The organism is Exiguobacterium sp. KKT215 (assembly GCF_055635335.1).
The window spans coordinates 780,207-805,628 of the sequence record NZ_CM145756.1 but is presented as its reverse complement, the minus strand read 5'-3'; the positions used below and the strand labels follow the sequence as shown (position 1 = coordinate 805,628).

General features: G+C 55.5%; 28 protein-coding genes. 4 read left to right on the top strand and 24 right to left on the bottom strand.

Annotated features, from left to right (window positions below):
- Positions 1 to 67: 67 nt before the first annotated feature.
- On the bottom strand, positions 68 to 928 hold the full coding sequence (locus tag ACZ2GZ_RS04255) for a YitT family protein (protein WP_470295574.1): 861 nt from the start codon (positions 926 to 928) through the stop codon (positions 68 to 70).
- 163 nt (positions 929 to 1,091) lie between these two features.
- On the opposite strand from ACZ2GZ_RS04255, the gene ACZ2GZ_RS04250 reads away from it, so the two are divergent.
- Positions 1,092 to 2,006: a YitT family protein gene (locus ACZ2GZ_RS04250; RefSeq protein ID WP_214716470.1), complete on the top strand. Its 915-nt coding sequence runs from the start codon at positions 1,092 to 1,094 to the stop codon at positions 2,004 to 2,006.
- Positions 2,007 to 2,037: 31 nt separating this feature from the next.
- On the opposite strand, the gene ACZ2GZ_RS04245 is transcribed toward ACZ2GZ_RS04250, so the two are convergent.
- The 11 genes from ACZ2GZ_RS04245 to ACZ2GZ_RS04195 form a co-directional block, all read right to left on the bottom strand.
- Positions 2,038 to 3,093, bottom strand: coding sequence for a GGDEF domain-containing protein (locus tag ACZ2GZ_RS04245; RefSeq protein WP_251128595.1), 1,056 nt, complete (start codon positions 3,091 to 3,093; stop codon positions 2,038 to 2,040).
- Positions 3,094 to 3,192: 99 nt separating this feature from the next.
- Positions 3,193 to 3,420, bottom strand: a complete 228-nt coding sequence (gene csrA / locus ACZ2GZ_RS04240; RefSeq protein ID WP_021066562.1) for a carbon storage regulator CsrA — start codon at positions 3,418 to 3,420, stop codon at positions 3,193 to 3,195.
- On the bottom strand, positions 3,420 to 3,857 hold the full coding sequence (fliW, locus tag ACZ2GZ_RS04235) for a flagellar assembly protein FliW (protein ID WP_029595007.1): 438 nt from the start codon (positions 3,855 to 3,857) through the stop codon (positions 3,420 to 3,422). The genes csrA and fliW overlap by 1 nt, the downstream gene beginning before the upstream one ends.
- Positions 3,858 to 3,872: 15 nt before the next feature.
- Positions 3,873 to 4,448, bottom strand: a complete 576-nt coding sequence (locus ACZ2GZ_RS04230) for a DUF6470 family protein (protein WP_131472892.1) — start codon at positions 4,446 to 4,448, stop codon at positions 3,873 to 3,875.
- Positions 4,449 to 4,451: 3 nt separating this feature from the next.
- Complete coding sequence (flgL, locus tag ACZ2GZ_RS04225; RefSeq protein WP_214716468.1) at positions 4,452 to 5,381, bottom strand: flagellar hook-associated protein FlgL; 930 nt, start codon at positions 5,379 to 5,381, stop codon at positions 4,452 to 4,454.
- Positions 5,382 to 5,387: 6 nt separating this feature from the next.
- Positions 5,388 to 6,881: a flagellar hook-associated protein FlgK gene (gene flgK, locus ACZ2GZ_RS04220; RefSeq protein ID WP_131472894.1), complete on the bottom strand. Its 1,494-nt coding sequence runs from the start codon at positions 6,879 to 6,881 to the stop codon at positions 5,388 to 5,390.
- A 12-nt stretch (positions 6,882 to 6,893) separates the two neighbouring features.
- The gene (gene flgN, locus ACZ2GZ_RS04215) at positions 6,894 to 7,250 is read right to left on the bottom strand and encodes a flagellar export chaperone FlgN (RefSeq protein ID WP_029595003.1); all 357 of its coding nucleotides are present in this window, start codon (positions 7,248 to 7,250) and stop codon (positions 6,894 to 6,896) included.
- Between the two features lie 112 nt (positions 7,251 to 7,362).
- On the bottom strand, positions 7,363 to 7,614 hold the full coding sequence (locus ACZ2GZ_RS04210) for a flagellar biosynthesis anti-sigma factor FlgM (protein WP_021066556.1): 252 nt from the start codon (positions 7,612 to 7,614) through the stop codon (positions 7,363 to 7,365).
- A 24-nt stretch (positions 7,615 to 7,638) separates the two neighbouring features.
- Positions 7,639 to 8,028 (bottom strand): flagellar protein, encoded by a 390-nt coding sequence (locus ACZ2GZ_RS04205; RefSeq protein WP_470295573.1) that lies wholly within the window; start codon positions 8,026 to 8,028, stop codon positions 7,639 to 7,641.
- A gap of 13 nt (positions 8,029 to 8,041) precedes the next feature.
- Positions 8,042 to 8,710 (bottom strand): ComF family protein, encoded by a 669-nt coding sequence (locus tag ACZ2GZ_RS04200; protein WP_058764216.1) that lies wholly within the window; start codon positions 8,708 to 8,710, stop codon positions 8,042 to 8,044.
- On the bottom strand, positions 8,707 to 9,864 hold the full coding sequence (locus ACZ2GZ_RS04195) for a helicase-related protein (RefSeq protein ID WP_214716466.1): 1,158 nt from the start codon (positions 9,862 to 9,864) through the stop codon (positions 8,707 to 8,709). Before ACZ2GZ_RS04195 ends, ACZ2GZ_RS04200 begins: the two co-directional genes overlap by 4 nt.
- 183 nt (positions 9,865 to 10,047) lie before the next feature.
- Here ACZ2GZ_RS04195 and ACZ2GZ_RS04190 point away from each other — a divergent pair, with 183 nt between their 5' ends.
- A complete protein-coding gene (locus ACZ2GZ_RS04190) occupies positions 10,048 to 10,791 on the top strand; it encodes a hypothetical protein (RefSeq protein WP_214716464.1) in 744 nt (247 codons plus the stop codon).
- A 36-nt stretch (positions 10,792 to 10,827) separates the two neighbouring features.
- On the opposite strand, the gene ACZ2GZ_RS04185 is transcribed toward ACZ2GZ_RS04190, so the two are convergent.
- From ACZ2GZ_RS04185 to ACZ2GZ_RS04155, 7 genes are all read right to left on the bottom strand, one after another.
- Positions 10,828 to 12,168: a hemolysin family protein gene (locus ACZ2GZ_RS04185; RefSeq protein ID WP_251128608.1), complete on the bottom strand. Its 1,341-nt coding sequence runs from the start codon at positions 12,166 to 12,168 to the stop codon at positions 10,828 to 10,830.
- Positions 12,169 to 12,341: 173 nt separating this feature from the next.
- On the bottom strand, positions 12,342 to 13,976 hold the full coding sequence (gene treC, locus ACZ2GZ_RS04180) for an alpha,alpha-phosphotrehalase (protein ID WP_214714101.1): 1,635 nt from the start codon (positions 13,974 to 13,976) through the stop codon (positions 12,342 to 12,344).
- A gap of 83 nt (positions 13,977 to 14,059) precedes the next feature.
- A complete protein-coding gene (gene treP, locus ACZ2GZ_RS04175) occupies positions 14,060 to 15,508 on the bottom strand; it encodes a PTS system trehalose-specific EIIBC component (protein WP_058764222.1) in 1,449 nt (482 codons plus the stop codon).
- 203 nt (positions 15,509 to 15,711) lie between these two features.
- Positions 15,712 to 16,377, bottom strand: coding sequence for a trehalose operon repressor (gene treR, locus ACZ2GZ_RS04170; RefSeq protein ID WP_058764564.1), 666 nt, complete (start codon positions 16,375 to 16,377; stop codon positions 15,712 to 15,714).
- A 91-nt stretch (positions 16,378 to 16,468) separates the two neighbouring features.
- Positions 16,469 to 17,317: a DegV family protein gene (locus tag ACZ2GZ_RS04165; protein WP_058764224.1), complete on the bottom strand. Its 849-nt coding sequence runs from the start codon at positions 17,315 to 17,317 to the stop codon at positions 16,469 to 16,471.
- 94 nt (positions 17,318 to 17,411) lie between these two features.
- On the bottom strand, positions 17,412 to 18,104 hold the full coding sequence (locus ACZ2GZ_RS04160) for a response regulator transcription factor (protein WP_034778646.1): 693 nt from the start codon (positions 18,102 to 18,104) through the stop codon (positions 17,412 to 17,414).
- Positions 18,105 to 18,129: 25 nt separating this feature from the next.
- Positions 18,130 to 19,254 carry a sensor histidine kinase gene (locus tag ACZ2GZ_RS04155; protein ID WP_201455031.1) on the bottom strand — a complete coding sequence of 375 codons (1,125 nt, stop codon included), beginning with the start codon at positions 19,252 to 19,254 and terminating at the stop codon, positions 18,130 to 18,132.
- 174 nt (positions 19,255 to 19,428) lie between these two features.
- Between ACZ2GZ_RS04155 and ACZ2GZ_RS04150 the strand changes: the two genes are divergently transcribed.
- Together ACZ2GZ_RS04150 and ACZ2GZ_RS04145 are read left to right on the top strand one after the other, a co-directional pair.
- Positions 19,429 to 20,070: a YigZ family protein gene (locus ACZ2GZ_RS04150; protein ID WP_214714103.1), complete on the top strand. Its 642-nt coding sequence runs from the start codon at positions 19,429 to 19,431 to the stop codon at positions 20,068 to 20,070.
- A 41-nt stretch (positions 20,071 to 20,111) separates the two neighbouring features.
- Positions 20,112 to 21,134 (top strand): LCP family protein, encoded by a 1,023-nt coding sequence (locus ACZ2GZ_RS04145; RefSeq protein ID WP_214714105.1) that lies wholly within the window; start codon positions 20,112 to 20,114, stop codon positions 21,132 to 21,134.
- Between the two features lie 48 nt (positions 21,135 to 21,182).
- Here ACZ2GZ_RS04145 and ACZ2GZ_RS04140 read toward each other — a convergent pair whose 3' ends face one another.
- The 5 genes from ACZ2GZ_RS04140 to ACZ2GZ_RS04120 form a co-directional block, all read right to left on the bottom strand.
- Positions 21,183 to 22,235 (bottom strand): glycosyltransferase family 4 protein, encoded by a 1,053-nt coding sequence (locus ACZ2GZ_RS04140; RefSeq protein ID WP_021066539.1) that lies wholly within the window; start codon positions 22,233 to 22,235, stop codon positions 21,183 to 21,185.
- Positions 22,236 to 22,361: 126 nt separating this feature from the next.
- Entirely contained in the window at positions 22,362 to 22,775 is a 414-nt protein-coding gene (locus tag ACZ2GZ_RS04135; RefSeq protein ID WP_214714107.1) for a Rok-like winged helix domain-containing protein, read from the bottom strand.
- 218 nt (positions 22,776 to 22,993) lie between these two features.
- Positions 22,994 to 23,659 carry a beta-phosphoglucomutase gene (pgmB, locus tag ACZ2GZ_RS04130; RefSeq protein ID WP_021066537.1) on the bottom strand — a complete coding sequence of 222 codons (666 nt, stop codon included), beginning with the start codon at positions 23,657 to 23,659 and terminating at the stop codon, positions 22,994 to 22,996.
- 200 nt (positions 23,660 to 23,859) lie between these two features.
- Entirely contained in the window at positions 23,860 to 24,195 is a 336-nt protein-coding gene (locus tag ACZ2GZ_RS04125; protein ID WP_029594988.1) for an Asp23/Gls24 family envelope stress response protein, read from the bottom strand.
- Between the two features lie 73 nt (positions 24,196 to 24,268).
- Complete coding sequence (locus tag ACZ2GZ_RS04120) at positions 24,269 to 25,324, bottom strand: acyltransferase family protein (RefSeq protein WP_029594987.1); 1,056 nt, start codon at positions 25,322 to 25,324, stop codon at positions 24,269 to 24,271.
- Positions 25,325 to 25,422: the final 98 nt, after the last annotated feature.

Below are 25,422 nucleotides of genomic sequence, written 5' to 3'. Positions count from 1 at the left end.
TCCCTATCCATCCCGCATTTCCCTGCCTCCACCAAAAAATCAAGCAGCGCTGGCTGCTTGATTCGTCTCAATGAATATCGCGTTTTCGGAAATTCCCACCTTTGACCTCGGACACCTCGTACACGACGACGAACGCCTCGGGGTCGACTTGGTTGATGATTTCTTTCATCTTCCGCTCCTCGAGCCGGTTGATGACGCACGTGATCTCGTAATAGCACTCTTTTGAGTACGCGCCTTGAATCTGGTTGAGCGTGGCGCTCCGTCCGAGCCGGTCCCGCACCGTCTCGACCATGACGTCCGGTACGCTCGTGATGATTTTGAACGTCTTCGCCCCGCTCAGTCCTTCCTCGACGATATGAATCACTTTCGAGGCGATGAAGTAGGCGATGGCCGACAGGACCGCTCCTTGCAGGCCGAACACCGTCGAGACGACGATGAAGACGAACACGTTCAAGAAGAGAATCAAGTCGCTCGTCCCGAACGGCAACTTCTTCGATAACAGGACGGCCAACATGTCGATGCCATCGAGCGCGCCCCCGTTCCGGAGCCACAGCCCCATCCCGAGTCCGAGAATGATCCCGCCGACGACGGTGACGAGGAGCGTGTCCCCATCGATAATCGTCGGGACGCGGTGCATGATGAGCGTCCCGACCGAGAGCGAGGCGATGCCCGTGACCGATAGGATGGCAAAGCTCTTCCCGATTTGTTTATAGCCGAGATAGACGAACGGGAGATTGAGAATTCCGAGGAACACCCCGAGCGGGACACCCGTCAGTTGGGAGCCGACGATGCTGATGCCGGTGATGCCCCCGTCCGATACGCTGTTCGGGATCAACACCGATTCGAGGCCGTACGCCGCGATCATCCCGCCGATGATGTTCATGATGATTTGAAAGCCCATGAGCCAGGCTCGATTGTCACGTTTCATGAGTAACGTCTTCCTTTTTTGAATCAACTTTCCTAGTCTAACATAAAAAAATAGTAGAATAACATCTTCGGTGTCGATGAAAAACTTGTGTCAGATTGTCTGCCGCTTCTGCTTCATCCCGTGTGAGGTTTGCTATACTGAAAAGAAAAAGGAGTGACCCCCGATGCAGCGTCCACCGATGCCTTCCCCGTCCCCGGAGGAAGTGCTCCGTTTGAAACGTGTCCATAATCCCATCAAACCGACCGAACTCCTCGCCAAGGGGCTACTCCTGTTGATTGGGTCGTTCATCTTCGCCATCGGGCTCGAGGCGTTCCTGGTCCCGAACCAAATCATCGACGGCGGTATCGTCGGCGTCTCGATCATCACGTCCTATTTGACGGAGACGAAGCTCGCCATCTGGCTCGTCATGTTCAACTTGCCGTTCATCTTCTTCGGCTATCGCCAAATCGGAAAGACGTTCGCCATCGTCACGTTGATCGCCATCATGCTCATGTCCGGCTTTACGATTTTGCTTCATACAATCGAGCCGTTCACGGACGACCTGCTATTGTCGACCGTGTTCGGCGGCTTCCTGCTCGGAGCCGGCATCGGCCTCGTCATCCGGGCCGGTGGGTCGCTCGACGGGACCGAGATTTTAGCCGTGTCGTTCACGGACCGGCTCCCGTTCTCCGTCGGTGAGATCGTCATGTTCTTCAACATCTTCATCCTCGGGACGGCCGGCTTCGTCTTCAGCTGGGACCGGGCGATGTACTCGCTCATCACGTACTTCGTTGCCTTCAAGACGATCGATATTGTGCTCGAGGGGCTCGACCAGTCGAAGGCGGCGTGGATCATCACGACGGCGCCGGACGACATCGGTCAGGCCATCATGGACCGGCTCGGCCGGGGTGTGACGTATCTGCACGGTGAAGGGGCCTATACGGGCGACGGAAAGAAAGTCGTCTTCACCGTCATCAGTCGATTAGAAGAAACGAAATTGAAGGACATCCTCGACGACTATGACGAGAAGGCGTTCCTCGCCATCGGCAATATCCATGACGTCCGAGGCGGCCAGTTCAAAAAGAAAAATATCCACTAAAAAAATCGGCCCCCCGGGACCGATTTTTTGTTTATCCGATTTTTGCTTGATCGCGCCCGCTCGTCTTCGCCGCGTAAAGGGCGGCGTCGGCCCGTTCGAACACGACCGTGCCCGGCTCGGCCCCGGCGAGCGATGCCCCGAGCGAAACCGTCATCGGGATGTGCATCCCTTCGAACGAGAACGGGGTGTCGCGGATGACCTTGACGATATCGTCCGCGATCAACCGGACGTCACCGGCATCCTCGAGCACCATCAGAAACTCTTCCCCGCCGTAGCGCCCGACGAAGCCGTCCGGCGGACAGTTCGCCTGTAACGTTTGACCGATGTGGTGAAGCGCTGCGTCACCGGCCCGATGACCATATGTATCGTTCAACTGCTTGAACCGGTCGACATCGATGACGAACAGCGCCCAAGGGAGACCCGACATCTCGACCTCGTTCAAACGTTCGAGCGTCATATAGCGGTTCGGGAGACCCGTCAGCTCGTCAATCGTCGCCCGCTGCGCGTGCAGCCGGAACATGCGCAGGTGCGTCTCAATCTGTTTCGCGACCCAGTAACACATCCAGCCACCGAGGAACGTCATGACGAAATACGGCAAGAACACGGTCGTGAACGCCTGAATCGGGACGTTGCCAGCAATTCGAAACAAGACGAGCACGGCCCCGAACACGAGATAGGCCGAATACAAGTGACCGCGTCGCATCACCAGTCGATTTAACACGAGCGACAACACGAAGAACAAGCCGAGCGTGCCGAACGAGCGGATGAATTGGTCGGTCATGCCGTCGAGACCGAAGCGACCGAGAAGAGTCAACCCCATCGTGACGGCGACTCCGACCGGTCCGGCATAGGCGCCCGAGAGCGCGAGCGGGATAATCCGGAGGTCGACTCTTGCCTCTCCGACTTGAAACGAGTTGACCGTCAACAGTACGGCCGCGAGCCCCATGGCGAGACCGAACCAGATGCGGACCGCATAAGGAGAACCTGCCTGAATCGGCAACAGCTGGCGCATGAGATACAGGGCCAGCGATAAAACGAGATAGATGATACTGACATTGATGAAAAAAATGTTGATGACTTGACCCAAGCCTTGTCCTCTCCCGCCATTTATTTCCTCCTATCCTATCGTACAAAAGTGACACATGTCACCCTATCCAAATTTTAGGACAGCTAAAAAGCCGGAAGCTCACGCTTCCGACTTGTTTTGCATCATCTGTTTCATCAAGTTGGCGCTGTCGCGGGCCGATTCGTTCTCGGCCTGCATCTGGACGTACACCTCGTGGCGATGAATATCGATATGGCGCGGGGCATCGATGCCGAGCTTGACCTGGTCGCCTTCGATGGCGAGCACGGTGAGCGTCACATCGTCCCCGATATGGATGGCCTCGCCTTGTTTTCGTTTCAATACGAGCATCAGCGCACCTCTTCTTTCTGACCGCCGAGCGGGAACCGAGCCGGGTAGACGTCATCCAAGATGACCTGCTTCCCACGCCGCTCTTTCGTCTCGATGACGATCGGGGCCTTCAAGTTGAGCGTCGAGGCGTCGAACGGATCGCGGAGCGTCACGATGGCATACACCGAGACGTGTTCCGCCTCATCGATGCCGAGCTGCTCTTTCGCGCCGTCGGTCAACTCGAACGCATAGTCCGACTTGTGCCAGAACGGGTTCGTCACGACGAAGGCGCAGGCCGGATCCTCGAGCGACTGGAGCGACCAGAACGGGAGCTCGTCGCCGTACGGGATGAGGGCGAACGTCTTCGATTCTGGGAACCCGGGAATCTCGCTGACGAACGAGATCGTCTCGTCTTCATTTACTTCAATCTTGCCAAAATAGTCTGTCTCAATGAACATGGGTTGTCCTCACTTTCAACGCGTCTCATCATACATGCCACCGACCGGCCACATCTCGAGCGATGCCTGTTGACGGAGCGAGATGTCCGTCGTCCATGGCGTGAACGAGATGTCGGCCGGGGTGAGTGATACATCAATCTGTGCCGGCGTCAGGTTCCACTCGATTTTGACATCCGCCGGCGTATACGTCAACTTCACGCGGTCGAGCGACTTCGGCATGAAGTCCATGTCGACGACCGGGTACGGGGCGCTCGTCTTCTCAGCGGCCATCGCGGCGATCGGGTTGCCGTTCTCGATGCGCATGAGCCGGTCCCCGTCCCGGGCCGTGGTCGATGTCGCTTCCCGGGCCGCCTGTTCCCCGAGCTGACCGAAATGGCGCCCGAGCTCGAGCGCCGCCTTCAAGTTGCTTTCACTGCGCGCGACCGACGAGTCGACCTCGAGCGTACCACCTGTCGTCTGTTGGGTCATCTCGACCTTGCCTTGCGTCATCGACACATCGGCCCGGCCTTGCCGCATCTCGAGGTGGGGCCGGTTCGACGTGATTTGGATGGCGGCCTGCGTCTGCCGCATCTCAAGCCGGGCGATATTCATCGCTTACCGGAGGAAGTCGAGGAGCGTCGGTTGGATGATCCGGGCCCCGGCCGATAGCGCGGCCCGGTGCACCGTCTCGTGAGACTTGAGCTCCATGATGACTTTTTCGATGTCGATGTCCTCGTTATCGGACATGATCGTCTTGGCGATAATCTCATGTTCTTGCAGGCGGTTGTCGACAAGTTCTAACCGGTTGGCACGCGCGCCGAGCTCGGCCCGCTCCGTGATCAAGTTTTGGGCGATGACGTCGAGGTCGGCGAGCTCGTTCGAGAGCACTTCACCAGTCGTGTTCGGGTCGGCCAATTTCGAGACGAGGTCGTGCAGTCCGGCGAACACGTCGCTGCCGAACACCGTCTCCGGCTGCATGTTCACTTGAACGGTGATGCCTTTCGATACTTCGAAGGCGACTTTCCCGCTCGCGGCCGGTGCCCCGCCTGGGTAGATGCTGTTGACGTCCCCGTTCGGGTCGGCAAGGAACGCTTTCAAGGCGTCCATGTCGACGAGCGGCTGGTCCGTCTTCGTGCCGTTGTAAATATATTTCTCGCCCGACTTCGCGTTCGCGAGCGAGCCGATGTGTTCAATCAACTGATTGACCTCACTCTGGATGATTTGACGCTGTGACGACTCGTATGTGTCGTTTGCCGCCTGTGTCGTCAATTCACGAATCCGTTTGACGGCTTCCGTCACTTCGTTCAATGTCGAATCGGTCAAGTCCATCCAGCTCGTCGCTTCACTGACGTTGCGGCGGAACTGGTCGACCTCGCGCACCTCGGTCCGGTAGCGCATGCCCTGCATGGCGACGACCGGGTCCTCGGACGCCTTCTGAATCCGTTTCCCGCTGATGAGCTGTTCCTGGACTTGGGCGAGCTTGTTATAACTGCTCGATAAATGTTTCAAGTTCGTCTGTGTGAGCATCGTCTGTGTGACTCGCATCAAGCATTACCTCCCTACGACACCCATGCCGTTGATGATTTTGTCGAGCATCTCGTCGACAGCCGTGATGTTGCGGGCCGCCGCATTATAGGCGTGTTGATATTGAATCATCATCGTCATTTCTTCGTCGAGCGACACGGCGCTCACCGCTTGGCGGCGCTGGTCTGAGCTCGCCATGAGCGCGAATGTGCTCTGGGCGAGGCGTCCGCTCTGGTCGGCAGCGACGGCCATGTTGCCGATGACGTTCTGATAGTATTTTCCGATTGACGTATCCGTCTGGACCGACCCGTCGAAACTGAGCGTGGCCGACTTCAAGTTTGCCAAAGCGAGGGCCCCGCTGCCGTCCCCGATGTTGCCGTCTTGAGAAGCGGCGATCAAATCGAGGTTGTTCATGACGGCGTCGCTCACTTTAATTGTCGCTGCGCTCGCCGTTCCTTCAAAGAAGTTCGCCGTGCCGGCGTTGCCTTTGGCGTCCATGTTTGTGCTATGGGCGGTGTTGAACGCCGAGGCGAACTTGCCGGCCATCTCGTCCAAGTCTTTCAACATCGTCGCGTAGACGCCGTTCACGCTACCTGATTCTGGCGTGTCCGTGCCGTACATCTCGACGAGCGCTTTCCATTTGCCGTTCGGCATCGTGGCGTGCGTGAGTGCCACGTCCGCTCCGCTCGCATCGGTCATATCGAGACCGTCGAACGATCCGACCGTGCCGTTGATGCCGTCAACGAGTTTGTGGTCGACGCCATTGATCGAGACGACGATGTCGATGCGGCCCTCAGCGACTTTTTGTGAGTTACCGCGCGACTCCCCGTTCGTATAGTCGACCGGGACGCGTGTGAAGTCCATGTATTGGGCGAGCTCGTCCATATAGCGGTCACGCTCGTCATACAGTTCATTCGGAAGCACGCCGAGCGGCTCCGCATCCCCGATTTGACGGTTGACCTGACTGATTTTCGTCATCAAGTCGTTCACTTTCTTGACGACGACGTCACCTTCTGAGGCGAGGTCGGCCTGCACTTTTTGGAGCGAGGACGACATGTAGTTGAACGTCTCAGCGAGCGTCATCGCCCGTTGGCGCACGACACTGCGCGCGCCGGCGTCATCCGGGTTGACCGACAAGTCTTGGAGCGAGGCCCAGAACAAGTCGAGCGATTTGGCGAGCCCTGTCTCGGAAGGCTCGTTGACGATATCCTCCATCCGACCGAACGCCGCCTCTTTCGTCGCGTAGTAGGCGTTCTTCACCGACTCGTCGCGGTATTGCTGGTCGATCATCAAATCGCGGATTCGGGCGAGCGTCTCGCCGCGGACACCAGTCCCGAACTGCCCGGCCTTCGTTCCCCCGAAGTTGACGCTGAGTTGTTCGGTCATGCCGAGTGACAAGCGTTGGCGCGAGTAACCCGGATTCGAGGCGTTGGCGACGTTATTCCCCGTCGCCTGGAGCGCCCATTGGTGCGTCGTTAAACTGCGTCGCGCCGTTTCTAATCCCATAAATGTTGAGCCCATCAAACTTCCTCCTTATACATCCCGGCTGAACGAGCGCGTCTCGAGCGCCTGTTGACCGTACGTGAAATCATCTGCCTCTGGCATGAGCATGTCCAAATGCCATTCGATATACCGGAGCGACTGTTCGAGCAGGACGGCGTTCAGTTCATTCTGCCGTTTCAGCTCGAGGACGACCGGTCGTAACGCTTCCTTCTCTTCATCGTCCAAAACGAGCGTTCCTTGAAGTCGTTCCGCTTCTTTTTGTTTGATTTGTCGGAGAATCGTCGCCTCTTCCTTGACGAGTGCGCTAAAAGCGGGCATGTCTCCGTTGACGAGCAGTCGTTCTTTGTCATAAGCCAGTTCGAGTAAACGTGTATGTAATGTGAGCATAAGTCTCTCCTTTGTCCAAAAAAAGAGCCGACTAAAGAAAGGGTGTCCCTTGTTTAGTCAGCTTCCGTGCCATCTTATTTATGCGAAGGTCTCCCTCGGACCCCGCTTTCATTCATCCTTGTAGAAAGCGTTTGGCGATGTCGCGCGCGTCCCGTGAATACGTCCCGGCGTTAATCTCCGCCTTCAAGGCGTTGATTTTTTCCAGACGCTCCGGGTGTTTCACCGGTTCTTCAAACCGGGCGCGGGCTTCGGCCGATATCGATAATTGGTCCGTTTGGCGTGTCAGCTCGGGCTTCGTCTCAGGTTGCGTTTTCTTCTCGTAAGTGTTCGGTAAGTGTACCCACTTTGCAGAATCGATGCGCATACGTGTCCCCCCTCTTCTCAGTTGTTAATCCAAACGATAAGCGCGAACGCTCTGTTTCGTGACGCTGGCTTGTAGCCCTTTCAGTTCTTGCTGCATGTCGGTCTGACAGTCCGCGCATACCTTTCCTTGGTTCGTCAGATTGCCGCAACGCACGCAGGCGATGTTCAGTGACGGATTGTCCTTGATGATCAGGCGTCCTTCATGGATGTATCGCGTGATATCAAGTTCGGAGACGCCTGTCGCTTCGACGAGGGCTCCGATCGTCGTCTGTTTGTTGGCGGGTTCGCGGATGAAGTCCCGGACTTTCAAGAAGTTTTGGAAATCGACTTCCGCGCAGGATGGGCAGTATGGCGAGCGGCTTTGTTTCATGAACAGCCGTCCGCACGTTTGACAAGTTGTTGCTTCCACAGTCATTCACCTCTGCCCTTTATATCGGACGCATTTTTAATTTGTTTAGCGTCCGGAACAGGCAAACGGCAGAAACTTGTTCCACCCCGGCCCAGCGCAAGGTGAGCGCCGCCTGATGGAGCGTCGTCCCCGTCGTATAGACGTCGTCGACGAGGACAATTTTGCCACAGCGTGGCAACTGCTGTACAGCGAACGGATTCGTACGGTGCCGCCTTTCTTCTTTCCCAAGTTCACGCTGACTCGAAACCTCGGATTTGACGAGCACCTGCTCCGTCGGTCCAATCATCCTTGCGAGCAGCTCCGCCTGATTGAAACGCCGTGTCCGCATCCGCTCCTCACTGAGCGGAATCGGGACGTAGACGACCCCTGGTTCTCGCGTCGCTCGCAGCACATTGCGTAGCTGTCGCGCCAGAACGACGTCGCCGCCGAACTTATAACGGTGGAGCCAATTCGCGCCCGACTCGTCATAAGCGAAGAGCGAACGGACGGTCAAGTCGAGACCAAGGGCGAGCCAACGGATACAGTCAGGACACGTCGCCCCGTCCGTGGTCGGGTGACCGCAGCGCGGACAACCCGCGACGAGCGGCGTCAACATCCCCTCACAGTCCGGACAGACCCAGTCTCGCTTCAACAACGTCGCCGGGCTCCACGGGACGGTGAACGGTTTCCGGCAGACGAGACAATTCATCGCCGGTTCGCCTCTTCAATCTCGCGAATGGCTTTATCTTGGCGGAACGTGCGCTCGTCGTAAAAGAAGACGACGTCCCCGGTCGGCGCGGTCGGTTTGCGCCCGGCCCGGCCCGCCATCTGGACGAGGGCGCGGGACGAGAACAAGGTGTGACTGCTGTCGAGGACGGCGACGTGAACCCCGGTCACGGTCATGCCTCGCTCCCAAATCGATGTCGCGAGCACGATCCCGTTCGTCGCCTCGAGCCAATCGAGCACGTCCGTCCGCTCGTCCGTGTCGGCCGAGACGGCCTGGTAGGCGAACCCGTTCGCCGCGAGCAGTTCCCCATAACGGACGAGGTCCGGTTTCGTCGGGACGAACAACAGACGGGGTGACGCCCCGTACCGGCGACAGAAGTCGAGGATGGCTGGCTCTGTCTCACGGACGAGCCGGGGCACGGGCAAATCGTGGCCATGATAGCGCCGGGACAGATGAACGGTCGGGAACTGGCGTTGCCAGACGGTCGGCGTCGCCGTCACGAATAAAAACAATCCTTTCCCGGCCCGGCGGAGCGTCCACCAGAGCGCGAGGTCGAAAGCGAACGGGAAGGCGTCGGACTCATCGACGAGAACGTAATCGAACACATGTCGCAAGTTCACGAGCAGCGGCGCCGTCGCGACGGTGATCATCCCAATCGTGTCCTTGTCCCCACCTCCGTAGCGTCGGGTGATGGGAACAGAGAAGGCCGCCTCGAGCCGATCGGCCCACTCGATGGCGACGTCACGTCGCGGTGAGACGATGAGGACACGCTTCCCGTCATTGACGGCACTCGCGATGACGGGGAACGTCATCTCCGTCTTCCCGGCCCCGCAGACGGCATGGACGAGCCCGCTCGTCCGAGATGCCCACCAGGCCAGGAGCTGTCGGCTGACGTGCTGCTGGTCACCCGACAGTTCGAACGGCATGACGAGGTCGGTCGTTTCCAGCGGCGCCGTGATGTCTGTTTCAGCAAGACGGTCGCATTGACAGACGCGACCGAGATGAAGGCAGTTGCGGCAATAGCGGCACTGCCCGTGATGGCATGTGTAAGCACGCGTGTCCGTGCTCAGACAGCGCTGGCAGACGCCGAATCGGATGGCGGGAGTTCCAACGGGTGCTAGGATGAGTTGGCCCATAAGATCAGTCCTTTTTCTGTTGACGCTAGCATACAACCCTCACATCCACATGTCATGTTCGTTGATGGAACAGGGACGGCTAACGGAAAGACGTCCCTTCATTTCATGCTGTAGACGGAGGTGAAAGTGCAAACGACCGACTATACTAGAAATAGACCAGTTATTGGAAATGAGGCAACTATGATGTTCAAACGACCCATCCACAACATCTTGACCGGTTTAGGCATGCTCGGCGTCTTCTTTGTAGGATGGTGGGGCTGGTATGTCTTTGACGGGAGCGACAAAGCGGAGCAACGCGCAATTGAGACGGCACAGGAGTATGTCAACGTCACTTACCCGGATCTGTCTCTTCATGTAGCGGACGTCATGTATTTATCACTCTACGATCCGAAATACCACGTGACGATGGCTTCTGACACAAGCGTCGATACCGAGTTCGTGGTACGAATCACCCGAGGCGGCCATGTCGTCGATGACAGCTATGAAGATGACGTCGTCTCAAAGGAAAACACATACCGACGCATCAGCGAGGCTTATGATGCTGCCGTTCAACAGTCAATCGCACCAACCTTTTCAGACCGCATCGATGTGATGACCGAATTGTCTGATTCAGCCTGGCGCGACGATGTGGCACACGGTGATGATGTCACTCACTTGCAACTCGATCAAGCCGTCGACCTCGAGTTTTACGGAGCTCGCTACGGCATCCTCTTCCTTCATGCGGAAGACGACTCCTATACATACGAAGACGTGATGGTTTTACTGCGTGACGTGAAACGTGTCGCCGACGAGAATAGGGTTCCCTTCCATTCCCTCAAGCTGCAAATCACGATCGATGGCATCAAACGTTATGCGGAAGGGATTCGATACAGCGACCTCGATTCGCCTCATCTGTCGGCACGACTAAAACAACGCATGAACGACTAAAAAGGCTCATCCGGTAGTAACGGATGAACCTTTTTCTTATGCCTCTTGAATGTCAGGGCGGACGACGAGTCGTACCCGCTCCACGTGATTCTCCGTCATCTCGATGACGGTCAAGACGTAACGGTCGAACTCGAGCGTGTCTCCGACCTCGTGCGTCTCGCGGTGGACTTGGAGCCAACCGCCGAGCGTATCGATGCCTTCTGAACGTTCGAACGTGATGCCGAACCGTTCCTCGAGTTCTTCGAGCAAGACGCGCGTATCGATTTCGTACGTCATGTCGTCGACCGTATGAATCGGGTCGACCTCGTCCTCGTCGAACTCGTCACGGATTTCCCCGACAATCTCTTCGAGCAAGTCTTCGAGCGTGATGAGACCGGCCGTCCCGCCGTATTCGTCCAAGACGATGGCGATGTGGGTCCGGGCCTCACGCATCTGTTTCAATGTATCTTCCAAAGGCGTCATTTCATGCACGACCGGAAGCTCTTTCACATAAGTGGTGAGATTGATGGACGGGCTGACCGCGAGTCCCATCAATACCTCTTTGACGTTGATATAGCCGATCAAGTTGTCCTTGTCGCCGTCCTCCGTGATCGGGTAACGGGTGTATTGACTGTCCGCGAACGTCTCGAGCACTTCGGCCCGCGTCGCTTCGATATCAATCGCCTCGACTTTCGTCCGTGGCACCATCACGTCTTTCGTGACGTGTTGGTCGAACGAGAAGATGTTTTGCATCATCGCGAGTTCCGTCTGGTTGATTTCACCGCTTTGGAAACTTTGCGCCATGATGATCTTCAACTCTTCTTCCGAGTGCGCTTGCTCATGTCCGGCCGGTTTGACGCCGAACAATCCGAGCAGCAATCGGGCCGATCCGTTCAACAACCAGATAAACGGGAACATGACCCGTCCGAACCAGAACAACGGTCGGGCGAAGATGAGCGTCATCCGTTCCGCATATTGAATCGCGAGCGTCTTCGGTGCGAGTTCCCCGATGACGACGTGCAAGAACGTCACGATCGCGAACGCGACGGCGAACGAGATAATCGATGCGAGCGACGCCAGGATATCGAACTCGTTAAACAGCGGGGTGAGCAATCGCACGACCGACGGTTCCCCGAGGAAACCGAGTCCGAGCGCCGTCACCGTGATCCCGAGCTGACACGCCGATAAGTAATAGTCGAGGTCAGACGCGACCTTTTTCGCGAGAATCGCCGACTTGTTCCCTTCCGCCACCAATTGATCAAGCCGCGACATCCGCACTTTGACGACCGCGAACTCCGATCCGACAAAGAATGCGGTGAGCGCGATCAATAGCGCCACCAACGACAACAATACCCAAATCGGGCCTTCCACTTCTCCGCCACCGCCACCGGCAGCCATTACGTGTGTAGAGTAGATCCTGTCCACATGTTCCTCGAGAGACTCGAGGGTCACTCCATATAAATAGTTTACAAGGTCACACGACTGTGTTCCTCGCCTAATGAATAACCTACCATGATAGCCCGCCTCTCGGCAACTAAAAGGAGGCGCTCACATGGAACGCCTCCGGACACTTAGTTTTGCTTATAGAACATGATCGCCTCATACGCCCGGAGCGACAACGTCGTCCCGTCGAGCTGCGGCACGTCATAGTTGTGGCTGACGACCTCGGCCTGCGAGAAACCTGCCGGGATCTCATACGTCGTCTCAGGGCCGTAGAAGTTGGCGACGACGAGCACTTCCTCGTCTTCCGTCTTCCGCGTGTACGCCCAGACGTCGAGCGCGTCCGGTGTGAGGAGCGTATAGTCCCCGTCCGTCAACACGTCGAACTCTTTGCGGAGCGAGATCAAGTTCTTGTAGTGGTAGAACACCGAGTTCGGGTCGTCGAGCGCCGTCTCGACGTTGACATCGGTATAGTTCGGCGCCACGTTGATCCACGGCGTCCCGCTCGTGAAGCCGGCGTGCGGCGTCGCGTCCCACTGCATCGGCGTCCGCGAGTTGTCGCGCGACTTCTGTTTGATGGCGGCCATCATGTCCTCGTGCGACACGCCCTGTTCGCGTTTCAAGTTATAGGCGTTGAGCGTCTCGATGTCACGATACTCGTCGAGCGAGTCAAAGCCCGGATTCGTCATCCCGATTTCCTCGCCTTGATAGATGTACGGCGTCCCTTGCAGGCCATGGAGCACCGTCGCGAGCATCTTCGCGCTCTCGACGCGGTGGTCGGTGTCGTTACCGAAGCGGCTGACGACGCGCGGCTGGTCGTGGTTGCACCAGAAGATGGCGTTCCAGCCCTTGCCGTGCATCCCTTCCTGCCACGTCGACATGATGTCTTTCAATTGCACAAAGTCGAACGGTGCGGCGACGAACTTCTCGCCGTTCGGATAATCGACTTTCAAGTGATGGAAGCTGAACGTCATGCTGAGCTCGCGCTCGTCCGGACTCGAGTAGCGGACGCAATGGTCGAGCGTCGTCGACGACATCTCGCCGACCGTGATGACGTCGTGGCCATCGAACACCTCGCGGTTCATCTCTTTCAAATATTCATGGATGCGCGGTCCGTCCGTATAGAATTTGCGGCCGTCCGAATCGTCTTCTGGGAAGTCCTGCTGCTTCGAGATCAGGTTGATGACGTCGAGGCGGAACCCTTTGATGCCTTTATCGCGCCAAAAGCGCATCATCTCATAGACGTCCTCGCGCATCTGCTCGTTCTCCCAGTTCAAGTCGGCCTGGGTCACGTCGAACAAGTGAAGGTAGTACTGACCGCTCGCTTCGTCATATTTCCAGGCGTTGCCGCCGAACTTCGACTCCCAGTTCGTCGGTTCGTCGCGCCAGATGTAGTAGTCGCGATACCGTTCGTCCCCGGCGAGCGACTTCTGGAACCATTCATGCTCGGTCGAGGAGTGGTTGACGACGATATCCATCATGAGCCCGATGCCACGCGCCTCGGCCTCGCGGACGAGCTCGTCGAGATCGTCCATCGTCCCGTATGATGGATCGATCGCGTAATAGTCGCTGACGTCATAGCCGTTGTCGTTTTGCGGCGACTTGTACACCGGGGTCATCCAAATGTATTCGATGCCGAGCTCGGCCAAGTAATCGAGCTTCGCCGTCACCCCTTTGATTGAGCCGGTGGCATTGCCTTCCGGGCTATAGAAGCTTTTCGGATAGATTTGATAGACGACGGATTTACGCCAGTTTGGTTGTGTCATAGATGTAGTCTCCTTTTGTAAGAGTTTTCATTTCGATAGGAAAAGGGGAAGAACCTCCGTCCCTCCCCTTGTCAGTAATCTTCTTATGCGACTTTGTTTTTCTCGATCTCGCCTTTTTTCATGTAACGTTTCGACAGGGCGAGCGTCAACACGAACGGAATGACGAGGGCGATGACCATCCCGACGATGAAGATAAGAATCTTATCGGTGAAGATTGACAGGAATCCAGGAAGACCCCCGACCCCGACAGCGAACGCCTGGACGTCGTTCAATGTGATGAACACCGCCGCGACGGCCGACCCGATCATCGCCGAGTAGAATGGGAACTTGTTCGGCAAGTTCACCCCGAACATGGCCGGCTCGGTAATCCCGAAGAATGCCGAGATCGATGACGTCGAAGCCATACTCTTTTGTTTGGCGTCGTGTTTGAACACGAGGAACATCGCGAGTGCGGCTGCACCTTGGGCGATGTTCGACAAAGCGAGCATCGGCCAGAGGAACGTCCCGTTCGTCTCCGCGATGAGCTGCAAGTCGATGGCGAGGAACAAGTGGTGCATCCCGGTAACGACGAGCGGTGCGTAGAGCAGACCGAACAGGAGTGCCCCGACGACCGGTACCGCTTCAAACACGTTGACGATTCCCGTTGCAATCAAGTTACCGAGGCCACGTGTGAGCGGTCCGACAATCGAAAGCGCAAGGAAACCAGTGATGACGATTGTCGTGATTGGCACGACGAGCAATTGAATCGCATTCGGTACATGTTTTTTCAAGAAAATCTCAATATGGCTCAAAATGAAGGCCGCGGCCAAAATCGGAAGAATCTGACCTTGGTAGCCAACTTTCTCGATCTCGAACAAGCCGAGGATATTGAACGTCGGAACGTCGCCCTCCAGCGCTGCTTGTCCGTAACCCCATGCATTCAAGAGATCCGGGTGGACGAGCAAGAGACCCATGACGATCCCGAGCACTTCGCTGCCGCCGAACCGTTTCGTCGCCGACCAACCGACGAGTGCCGGGAGGAAGACGAACGCCGTGTTCGCCATCATGTTGACGAGATCCCATAACCCTTGTAGGTTCGGATATTCCTCAATCAACGTCGCACCTTCGACGAACAGTCCTTCTGAGGCGAGCAAGTTGTTAATCCCCATCAATAGACCGGCAACGATGATGGCCGGGATGATCGGCATGAACACGTCCGAGAACACTTTGACGAGCTTCTGGAGCGGGTTCATCTTCTTACCGCCCGACGATTTGACCTCGGCGACCGTCGCCGCTTCAAGCCCAGCGAGTTTGATGAACTCGGCGTAGACACGCTCGACGTCCCCGGCCCCGATGACGACCTGATACACACCCGAGTTTTCGAATGCGCCTTTGACGAGATCGGCTTCTTTCACTTTTGCTTCATTGACGAGCGACTGGTCTTTCAACGAAAGACGGAGCCGCGTGACACAGTGTGCCGCTTTGTCGACATTATCCTTGCCCCCGATGGCTTCAAGGATATCCGCGGCGATTTGACGATAATCTGCCTTCATATTGTAGGCCTCCTTTGTTTGAAAGCGTTTGTTGAAAACGGTTACTTATGAGTACAAACAAAGTTTAACTTATATAGATAAGTCATGTCAACAACTTATCTATATAAGTTAGGTGTGACAACTATGTGACAGGCGTTCACTATTTTTGTTCCCTCTTGCCTTGATTCAAAACGAAAAAAAAGACTCCTTTCGAAAAAGGAGCCTTACCGGCGCGCCACATCGCTGAACTGGAACTTGTCGAGCCGGTGGCGGGACTCGGTATATTCGAACTGTCTGCCCTCATAGAGGAACGTGTCGTTCGTGATGACGATGACGTATTCATAATCGTGCAGGTCGAGCCGCAAGCGGTCGAGCTCGGTCACGTCCTCGGCCGCGATCTTCCGTTTGGCGTAACTGATTTGCATCCCGAGCTCGTGCTCGACATAGGCGTAAATCGATTGCGCGGCGATTTCTTCTGTCAGGCCGGGCACGAGGTCTTTGACGAAATAGTTCACGTCTAAGATGACGTTCTCACCATCGAAGTTGCGGACCCGCTCAATCCGGTACATCCGTGTCCCCGGCGTCAAATTCATTCGGTCGGCGAGCCACGCCGGCGCCTCGATGTCCTCGAACGAGGCGACCGATGTCTGAATCGAGCGACCGAGCATGCTGGCGTACACTTCGGAGAAACTGACGATGCCGTTGAACTGGAACTCGATTTGATCGCGCCGCAGCACGAACACGCCTTTCCCGTGATGCTTCCGGACGTAGCCGTGCTCTTGGAGCAAATCGAGCGCTTTCCGGACCGTCCCTCGGCTCGCCTCGTACTCGTGCATGAGTTCGGTCTCGGACGGCAGTTTCGACTCCGCCGCATACTCGCCCGTCTTCATCCGCTCGGCGAGGCGCTCATAGATTTGACGATATTTGGCCACAGGCTCACTCCTCTCTATCGAAAAAGACGACCAGATGGCCGTCTTTTGTTTACCATTCGCGGCGATACCACGTGATGCCGATTGCGCCTGGCCCAAGGTGTGTCCCGATGACCGGTCCGAAATGACCGCCCGTGACATGCGCCTGCGGAAACTTCTGTTTCATCGAGGCGATTTCCTCGGCCTGACGTTCCGGGCAGTTGGCGTGGATGATGCCGATACAGTAGCCTGTCCCGTCGCCTTGAATCGACTGTTCCATCATCTCTTCGATGCGACGGACCGCCTTCTTGTACGTCCGAATCTTCTCGAACGGGACGATCATCCGGTCTTGGAAATGCAGCACCGGTTTGATTTGAAGGAACGACCCGACGAGCGCTTGCGCCGCGCTGAGTCGGCCGCCTCGTTGGAGGTGGTCGAGGTCATCGACGACGAAGTACGCCCGAATCAACTCGCGCATCTTTTCAAGGTGAGCCATGATTTCTTGCGCCGACGCGCCTGCATCGCGTAAATGAATCGCTTCCTCGACGAGGAACGCTTGAGGCATACATGAGATCTCCGAATCGAATGCGTGAACGTTGACGTCGACCATGTCGTTCAAGGCGATCATCGATTGATACGTCCCGCTGATGCCGCTCGAGAGCGTGATCGCGATCACGTCCGTCACCTCGTTCGGGAGACGCTCAATCAGTTCAATCGTTTCACCGATGCTCGGCTGGGACGTCGTCGGCAAGTTCCCTGCCTCGATCCGGTCATAAAAAGCCTCGGTCGTGATATCGACGGCTTCGCGGAACGACTCCCCGTCAAAAATCACGCTGAGCGGTGCGACGTGGACGTCGTGGCGCTCACAAAATTCGGCCGGCAAATAGGCAGTACTGTCGGTCAAAATGGCTATGTTTCCCATGCTATATCCTCACTTTACATCGTTTCGTTTTCCAATTGAATGTGGATTCCATTCCATATTGTAGCATAAAAACGATGTATTGCATCGGTAGAGGTCAAATCTCAACCCATCCGCGGCGGATGGCATCGACGACGGCTTGCGTCCGGTCGTTCACTTCCATCTTGCGGAGCACCGACGAGACGTGGTTCTTGACCGTCTTCTCGCTGATGAACAACATGTCGCTGATGTCGCGGTTCGAGCGGCCCTCGGCGAGCAAGTGCAACACTTCGACTTCACGACGCGACAACAATTGGTAGACCGGATCATCCGTGCGGTTCTCGACGTTACGGCCGGCCTGCTCCCCTTTGAATTGGAGCAAGCGACGGTACTCTTTCAAGACGTTCGTCGTCACTTTCGGGTGCAAGTATGCCCCGTCCTTCGCGACCGAGCGCACGGCCGAGATCAGCTCGGTCGATGCGACTTCTTTGAGTAAGAACCCAGATGCTCCGGCTTCGAGTGCATGCGTGATGTACGACTCATCGTCGTGAATCGACAAGATGAGGACGCGCGTCTCTGGTGAGAGCACCGACAACTGTTTCGTCGCCTCAATCCCGTTCAATTCAGGCATGTTGATATCGAGAATCAAGATTTCCGGCTTGTGGTCCGCGGCGATGCGAATCGCCTCCGTCCCGGTCCGTCCTTCGGCGACGACCGTGAACTCGTCCTCTAAATCAAAAATCCGTTTCAAGCCTTCTCGAAACAGCTCATGGTCATCCACAATCGCGATGCGTGTTTGTAATTGTTCCATCTGGATACTCCCCCTTGTTCTTGTCTTACGTGATCGGAATCGACATGCGGACGACCGTCCCTTTGCCGACTTCCGAATCAATGGTCATGCTTCCGTTCACAAGCTCGATCCGTTCTCGCATCCCAACGATCCCGAATGACTCTTCGCCAATCGAACTCGGCACGAATCCGACCCCATGGTCGCGTACATGAATATGTATCGCATCATGCGCTTGCTCGACGTTGACGATAATCTCCGCCGTCTTCGAATGTTTGATCGCGTTTTGGACTGCCTCTTGGACGAGCCGGAACACGTTGATCTCCAATTTCTCAGGCAGTCGGGCCCGCGAGCCCCGGTAGTTGAGCCGGGTCTTGATGGCCGTGTATTCCTCAGTCTGATGGAGATACCGTTCGAGCGTCGGCAAGAAACCGAGGTCGTCAAGCGACATCGGACGAAGGTCGTAGATGAGACGCCGGACGTCGACGAGCGCGCCGCGGATGAGGCGTTTCAGCTCGTGCAGTTCGGCGAACGCCTCGTCTTTCCCCCGCTTGTCGAACGTCTTCTCGATCAAGTCGGCCCGAATCAAGATGTGGGCAAGCGATTGCGCTGGTCCGTCGTGCATTTCACGGGCGAGGTGACGACGTTCACGTTCGGCCGCCTCAAAGACGCTGATTGCCATCTCTTGCTTCTTCATCATGTCCGAGTACTCTTGTTGCAGGTCGTCCCGCAGGAAGTTCAGCACGACGGAGACGCGGCTGACGAGCTTATCGGCCCGCTCAATCGTGTCCTCGAGAATGAGCAGGCGGCGTTCAAGGTCGTTGCGACGCTGTTGGCCGGCCATCTCTTCTTTTTGGATGAGAAAACGCTCGAGCTGCATTTGGTTGGCGCGTTCGTATGCCTCCCGAATCTCTTGCTCGCTATGTATATGAAACTTCTTGCTCACTTGGACGAGTTTGTTCTTCGCCGCTTTCACGAGCAGGTCGAGCCGTTCCGACTCCTCGATGTAAAACTCAATCTTTTGCGTCAACTCTTTCAGTTCGTTCTGAATCAACGAATATTCGTTGGCCGAACTCTCGGTAATCCGGACGATCTCCTCTTTACTTTCCGTCACCGTATCAATCATATTTGTTATGATATGTTCTAAAGCTGTACGATCGGTAATATGATTCACGATGCCATCCCCTAATAATTCGGTAGTAAGTCCTCATCTATTCCTATTATCGTCTGCGGAACGTTCGTTTACAGTAAAACTTGGAGGCTCTCCTTCCCTTTCGCCGCAACTGGCGTTGACGCCTACTTGAATTTTAAAAAAAATATTCAAAAATAGAAAGGAGAATTTTCAGAAATGTCTGCTGAACAAAATTATACTATAAAACAAGACGGAGAATACGAGGTCGTCATTCAAAAGTCAAAATTTATCGCCCACTTCAAACGGGTCACGTCCGAAGAGGAGGCGCAGGCGTTCATCCAAGCCATCAAGAAGGCGCATTGGAATGCCAATCATAACTGTTCGGCCTATATCATCGGCGAGCGGAACGAGTTCCAAAAAGCGAACGATGACGGCGAGCCGAGCGGGACGGCCGGGCTGCCGATGCTCGAAGTGCTCCGGAAACGCGAGTTGAAAGACACGGTCGTCGTCGTCACCCGCTACTTCGGCGGCATCAAGCTCGGCGGCGGCGGACTGATTCGCGCATACGGCGGCACGGTGAGCGAAGGGCTCGACGCGGTCGGCATCGTCGAGCGCATCCCGATGCAACGCTTGACGCTCACGGTCGATTACGGCTGGATCGGCAAGGTCGAGAACGAACTGCGGCAATCATCGTACCTCCTCGACGACATCGTCTACGCGGACACCGTCACGTTCCACATCTCGGTGCCGGTCGAAGAGACCGAGGCCGCGATGGCATGGCTCGTCGATTTGACGAACGGACAAGGGGGACTCGAGACCCAGGACCAACGCATCATCGAACGTGATTTTGTGCGGTAGGTCACGTATACTAAAGGAAACGAATGAAATGAGGAGACGACATGGAACAAGACTCCCGCAAGAAACGCCCCGTGTGGAAGATCGTCCTGCTCGTGCTCGGCCTCGTCCTGTTGATTGGCGGGTCGGCCTTCGGCTACTTCGTCTTTAAGGCGAACGAGACGGCGGAGAACACGAACAGCGAGCTGACACGAGGTGACAAGTCGGACCGTCGGGAAGAGACGGTCGATTTGACGAAAGATCACTTCTCCGTCTTACTCGCCGGCGTCGATGGCGGCGCCTCGCTCGAAGAAGGACGGACCGACTCGCTCATGGTGGCGACGTTCAACAAGGAATCGCGCCAAGTGACGCTCGTCAGCATCCCGCGCGACTCGTACGTCGATATCGTCACGACTGACGGTGAGTTCAAAGACAAAATCAACCATGCCTACGCCTACGGCGGCATCGACACGACGATTGCGACGGTCGAGAAGCTGTTCGACATTCCGATTGACTACTACGCGACGATCAACTTTGACGGCATCGAGGATCTCGTCGATGCGGTCGGCGGCGTCGAGGTCGATGTGCTCGTCCCAATCTCGGGCCGGGCGACCGGTAACGTCGAGCTCGAACCCGGCGTCCAAATGTTAGATGGAAAAGAAGCACTCGCCTACGCGCGCATGCGCAAAGACGACCCCGAGGGTGACGTCGGACGGGCGAAACGTCAACAGCAGGTGCTCGAGGCCATCATCAACGAGGCGACGACGATCAATTCGTTCACGAAGCTCAACCGGATCATGAATGCGGTCGGCGATAACATCCGAACGAATATGTCCTTGTCCGAGGCGTCACAGCTGCAGCCGTACACGAAGTCGCTCCGGTCGTTCAACCAAGAGACGCTCGCAGGCGGTGACTTGACGCTCGGCGGTGTGTATTACTATGAACTCGACCCGGCCGACTTGAGTGAGAAGCGCTCGCTCTTGAAGACCGAGCTCGGCCTCCCGCTCACGGCGGAAGATCGTGACAACGGGACCGGCGACGGTTTGAATGAAACAGAAGACGGTTTCAGCGAAACGACGACCTACTGACCAAACAAAAGCCCAAGGACACGATGTCCTTGGGCTTTTGTTGATGCTTCACGTCTTCGGTCGTCCGAGCAGACGCCGGGACGTCTGGATAATCGGCTTATAGTTCGGGTGAATCAACTCGGTCGACTCGACGATCAGCTCGATGACGATCAGGACGATGACGAACGTGATGATGGCTCCGAGCATCGTCGTCTTCGCGAACAGAATCGAGGCGATGCCGAAGAAGAACGTCATCCCATACATGAGCAGGACGGCTTGCCGCGTCGTGAAGCCCATATCGATCAACTGGTGATGCATATGCGACTTATCAGGCGACATCGGCGGACGCCCTTGCACGAGCCGACGGACGATCGCAAAAATCGTGTCCGAGATCGGCAGACCGAGCAAGAGGACCGGGACGACGAGCGAGAACAGCGTCACGTTCTTGAATCCGATCAAGGAGAAGACGGCGAGCATATAGCCGAGGAAGAGCGCCCCGGTGTCGCCCATGAATATCTTCGCTGGATAGAAGTTATGGACGAGAAAGCCGAGCGTGCTCGCCAGGAGCAACAGCGCCATCATCGTCAAATAAACGTTCCCTTGGATGATTGCGAGCAGCGCGATCGTCCCGAGGGCGATGCTCGAGACCCCGGCGGCGAGTCCGTCGAGACCGTCGATCAAGTTGATGGCGTTCGTGATGCCGATCAGCCAGAGCACCGTCACCGGGATGCTCCACGAACCGAGATACAGCTGTTGGTCGAACGGCAGGTTAATCAATTCGATGCGCATGCCTGAGTTCAAGACGATGACCGTCGCGATCATCTGGCCCATCAGTTTGACGCGGGCCGTCAGTTGGAAGCGATCATCAATCAAACCGGTCAACAGGATGACGACCGCCCCAATCAAGATGGCATCGTTATAACGGCTCGTCGGCAATAGGAGCGCATAGCCGATAAAGAAAGCGATGAAGATGGCGAGGCCGCCGATCCGTGGCATCGTCCGTAAATGTACTTTTCGGGCGTTCGGGTGATCGACCGCTCCGATCAGAAAAGCAAACCGGCGAACGAGCGGCGTGATCAAGATGGCCATCACAAAACTGACCAACATGGCAATCCATAACATGGGCCAACGTTCCTCTCTCATAAAAAAATAGACTCTGGCGAATTATAGCATATTTCCCTTGAGGCGAGACGTATCAGAAATGTTACAACGAAAAAATCCCGACGAGGTCGTCTCGTCGGGTCACGTTCAGGCGTGGGCCGGATGCGTCGTCACGTCATCCGTGGCCTCGTATGTATACAAGCCGCGGCCAATCTTTTTGATGTCAGGATTGACCGATTCGATTTTCACCATCAATTGGTAAATATTGCTAATGTGGTGACGATAACGCAACTCGAGCTCCATTTGAATGTCCCGCACGCTCATCGTCTTCCGTTCCTTCAACAGGTCTGTTACCTGATGGACATAGACCTCGAGCGGATAACGTTGATTGACGCGACGTGGGCGCATTCGTTTTGACGGATCGAGTAGCGATTCTTCTTCCCGCTTGTTCCGGTTCAGTTCCGAAATCAAATACTCGGCCCGGCGTTGCAGCTGGCGATACGACTCTTCGATCTCCATCAGTTCCCGATAAATATTTTCATTCACGTTTGTAGATTCCATGCACAAATCCTCCTCTACACCTAATTGATGTTCCCCATCACCCAAATTCATCAATTATTACCAGTTATTACTTGTTCCCATATAAAAGTGTAACGGTTTTGTAATGTACTTGTCATCTATTTTTAGGCATTTCTATCTATTTTAGGTCTTTTGGACCAACACAAAAAGATGACGACTGTTCGGGGCAGTCGTCATCTCACGGAAGATGATCGTAGTCTTTACGCGCCGACGCGTTCGAGGATGCGTGCGAGCGAGAGTTCATCGGTCGAAGAAACGATGAGGTCTGCATGACCGAGCATCGACTCTTCCCCGACGGCGACAGCAAACATGTTTGCCGCTTTGATTGCAGTTACGCCTGCAGCTGCGTCTTCAACGCCGATGGCATGTTCGGGTTTCACGCCAAGGGCAGAGGCAGCCTTCAAAAACACTTCGGGATGTGGTTTTGATTCGGCGACAGTTGCTGCATCGACAATGTGATCGAAGTAATGACGGACACCAAGTGCGTCTACGACCGCGAATGCGTTTTTAGAAGCCGAAGCCATTCCGATTTTGAGACCAGCCTCTTTAATTTCATCGAGGAATGAAATGATGCCCGGCAACAAGTCGGCTGAAGAGATGTGTTGAATGAGTTCAACGTAATGCTCGTTCTTCTTCTGTGCGAGTTCCGCTTTTTCATCCGGTGTGAAATCGTCCTGTCTTCCACCGAGCGCGAGGATGCGCTCGAGCGAGTCCGTCCGACTCACGCCTTTTAGCGTCTCATTGAACTCGCGGTCAAACGGAATATCGAGCTCTTCTCCAAGTTGTTTCCAAGCGAGGTAATGGTACTCCGCGGTGTCAGTGATGACACCGTCCAAATCAAAAATGACTGCTTCAATCGTCGACATACATGCTTTCCGCCTTTCCTTCTAATGCTTCTGTCGTCAGACTACATTAAGGGAACTTGACAAGTACCCGTTGCACGATTGGTCATTGATGCAAACGGTTGCACTTGTTCGATTTCTATTATAAATGAAAAAGCCATCATCATGCAACCGCTTTCGCAAAAAAATAAAAAAGCAGGAGAAGCAGGTGCTTCTCCCACGACTTATAATTGGATTCCGACGACTTTCACGTTCACCGATAACGGTGTCATGGCAAGCATCGTGTCCATGTCTTGCGTGATGCGTTCTTGCACGGCCGTCACCGTCTTGACGATCGATTGACCGTACGCGATGTAAAGTGACAAGTTGATTGTGACGCCTTCTGACGACTCGTCGACTTTGACGTGCTTCATGAGCGCGCGCTCTGACAATTTCGTATCTTCTTGTGTGAACGACACGTATTTCGTCTCTTTGACCACGACAGCGGCGATCATTTCCACGACGTGGCGTGAGACGTTGACGTCTCCTTCAGTGCTGTGCATTCCATTTTCGTATGGCATGGTGTCACTTCCTTAACTCTAGTTTCGCTTCCCATCTTAAAGTGTAGCGGAAAACCGCCATTTAGAAAAGGGTTTACGATTTCACGTCCTTCATATCTTGGGCACGGCGAACGTCAATCTCAACGAGCGGCTTCAACAGCTTGACGACCGGCGGGCTGATAATGACCAGGACGATCAAGAAGGCGACGCCGAACAAGACGAGCAATTGGAGCCACGACGTCGGCATGAAACCGGCTGGGATGAACGCCTTCCAGGCGACGACGAGGAAGACGTGCACCAAATAGACATAGAGGCTATACTTCCCGGCCCGGGTGAACACCGGCAGTTCACGCCCTGGAATCATCAAGGCGAAGCTGATCGCCATAAGAATCGACACCGTGTAGACGATCAAGAAAGCGAACGGCCCGCTCCAAATCGCCTCCGGCACCGCCGACTCATAAGCGAACCGGAATTTGAACAAGTTACCGATATGATAGAACGTACCCTCCTGTTGGAAACTCATCGAGGCGAGTAGCCCGAGCGTGAGCGTCGTGAAGACGGCAAAACCGCCAATCCGGTAACGGTTGCGCTGCTCGGCCCGCTTCGGCAATTCAAAGAAGTTCAACGTGTTCCGTTCGCTCATCCAGTTCCCGATCAAGAAGAACGGGTAGAACATGATGACTTTCCGGAGCGCGAAGAACCCGGTCGACTCAGCTTGGAAGCCGAACAGGAGCGCGAACAAGAGCGCGAACAGCACGTATCCTTTCAATTGTGTCACGTACGGGGTGATGACGTACCAGATGATAATCGCCATCAAATACCAGAGCGCCCAATACGGCGTCAAGATGTTCAGTGCAGGGTTCTCGAGTGATAAGAGCGGGATGCCCTCGGTGAAGGCGAACCACGAGCCGAGAATCACTTGCCAGATGACGTAGACGACGAACAACTGGATGACGCGCAAATAACGGTTCTCCCGGAAGAAGTAACCGCTCAACATGATGAACAACGGCATGTGGAACGTGTATAAAAATAAATAGACCCATTTCGGCAGGATGTCATCATACGCGCCGCGTACGTCGGTCAACAAGTGACCGAACACGACGAGCAAGACGAGCACGCCTTTAATATTATCGTACCAATGATTTCGCATGTCTTTCCCTCTAGTTCTTTATTAGTTTTCTGATGTTCTCTCTTTTTTGCCTCATCCATCATAGCCGATTTTTTGAGCTGATGAAATTACGATTCCAC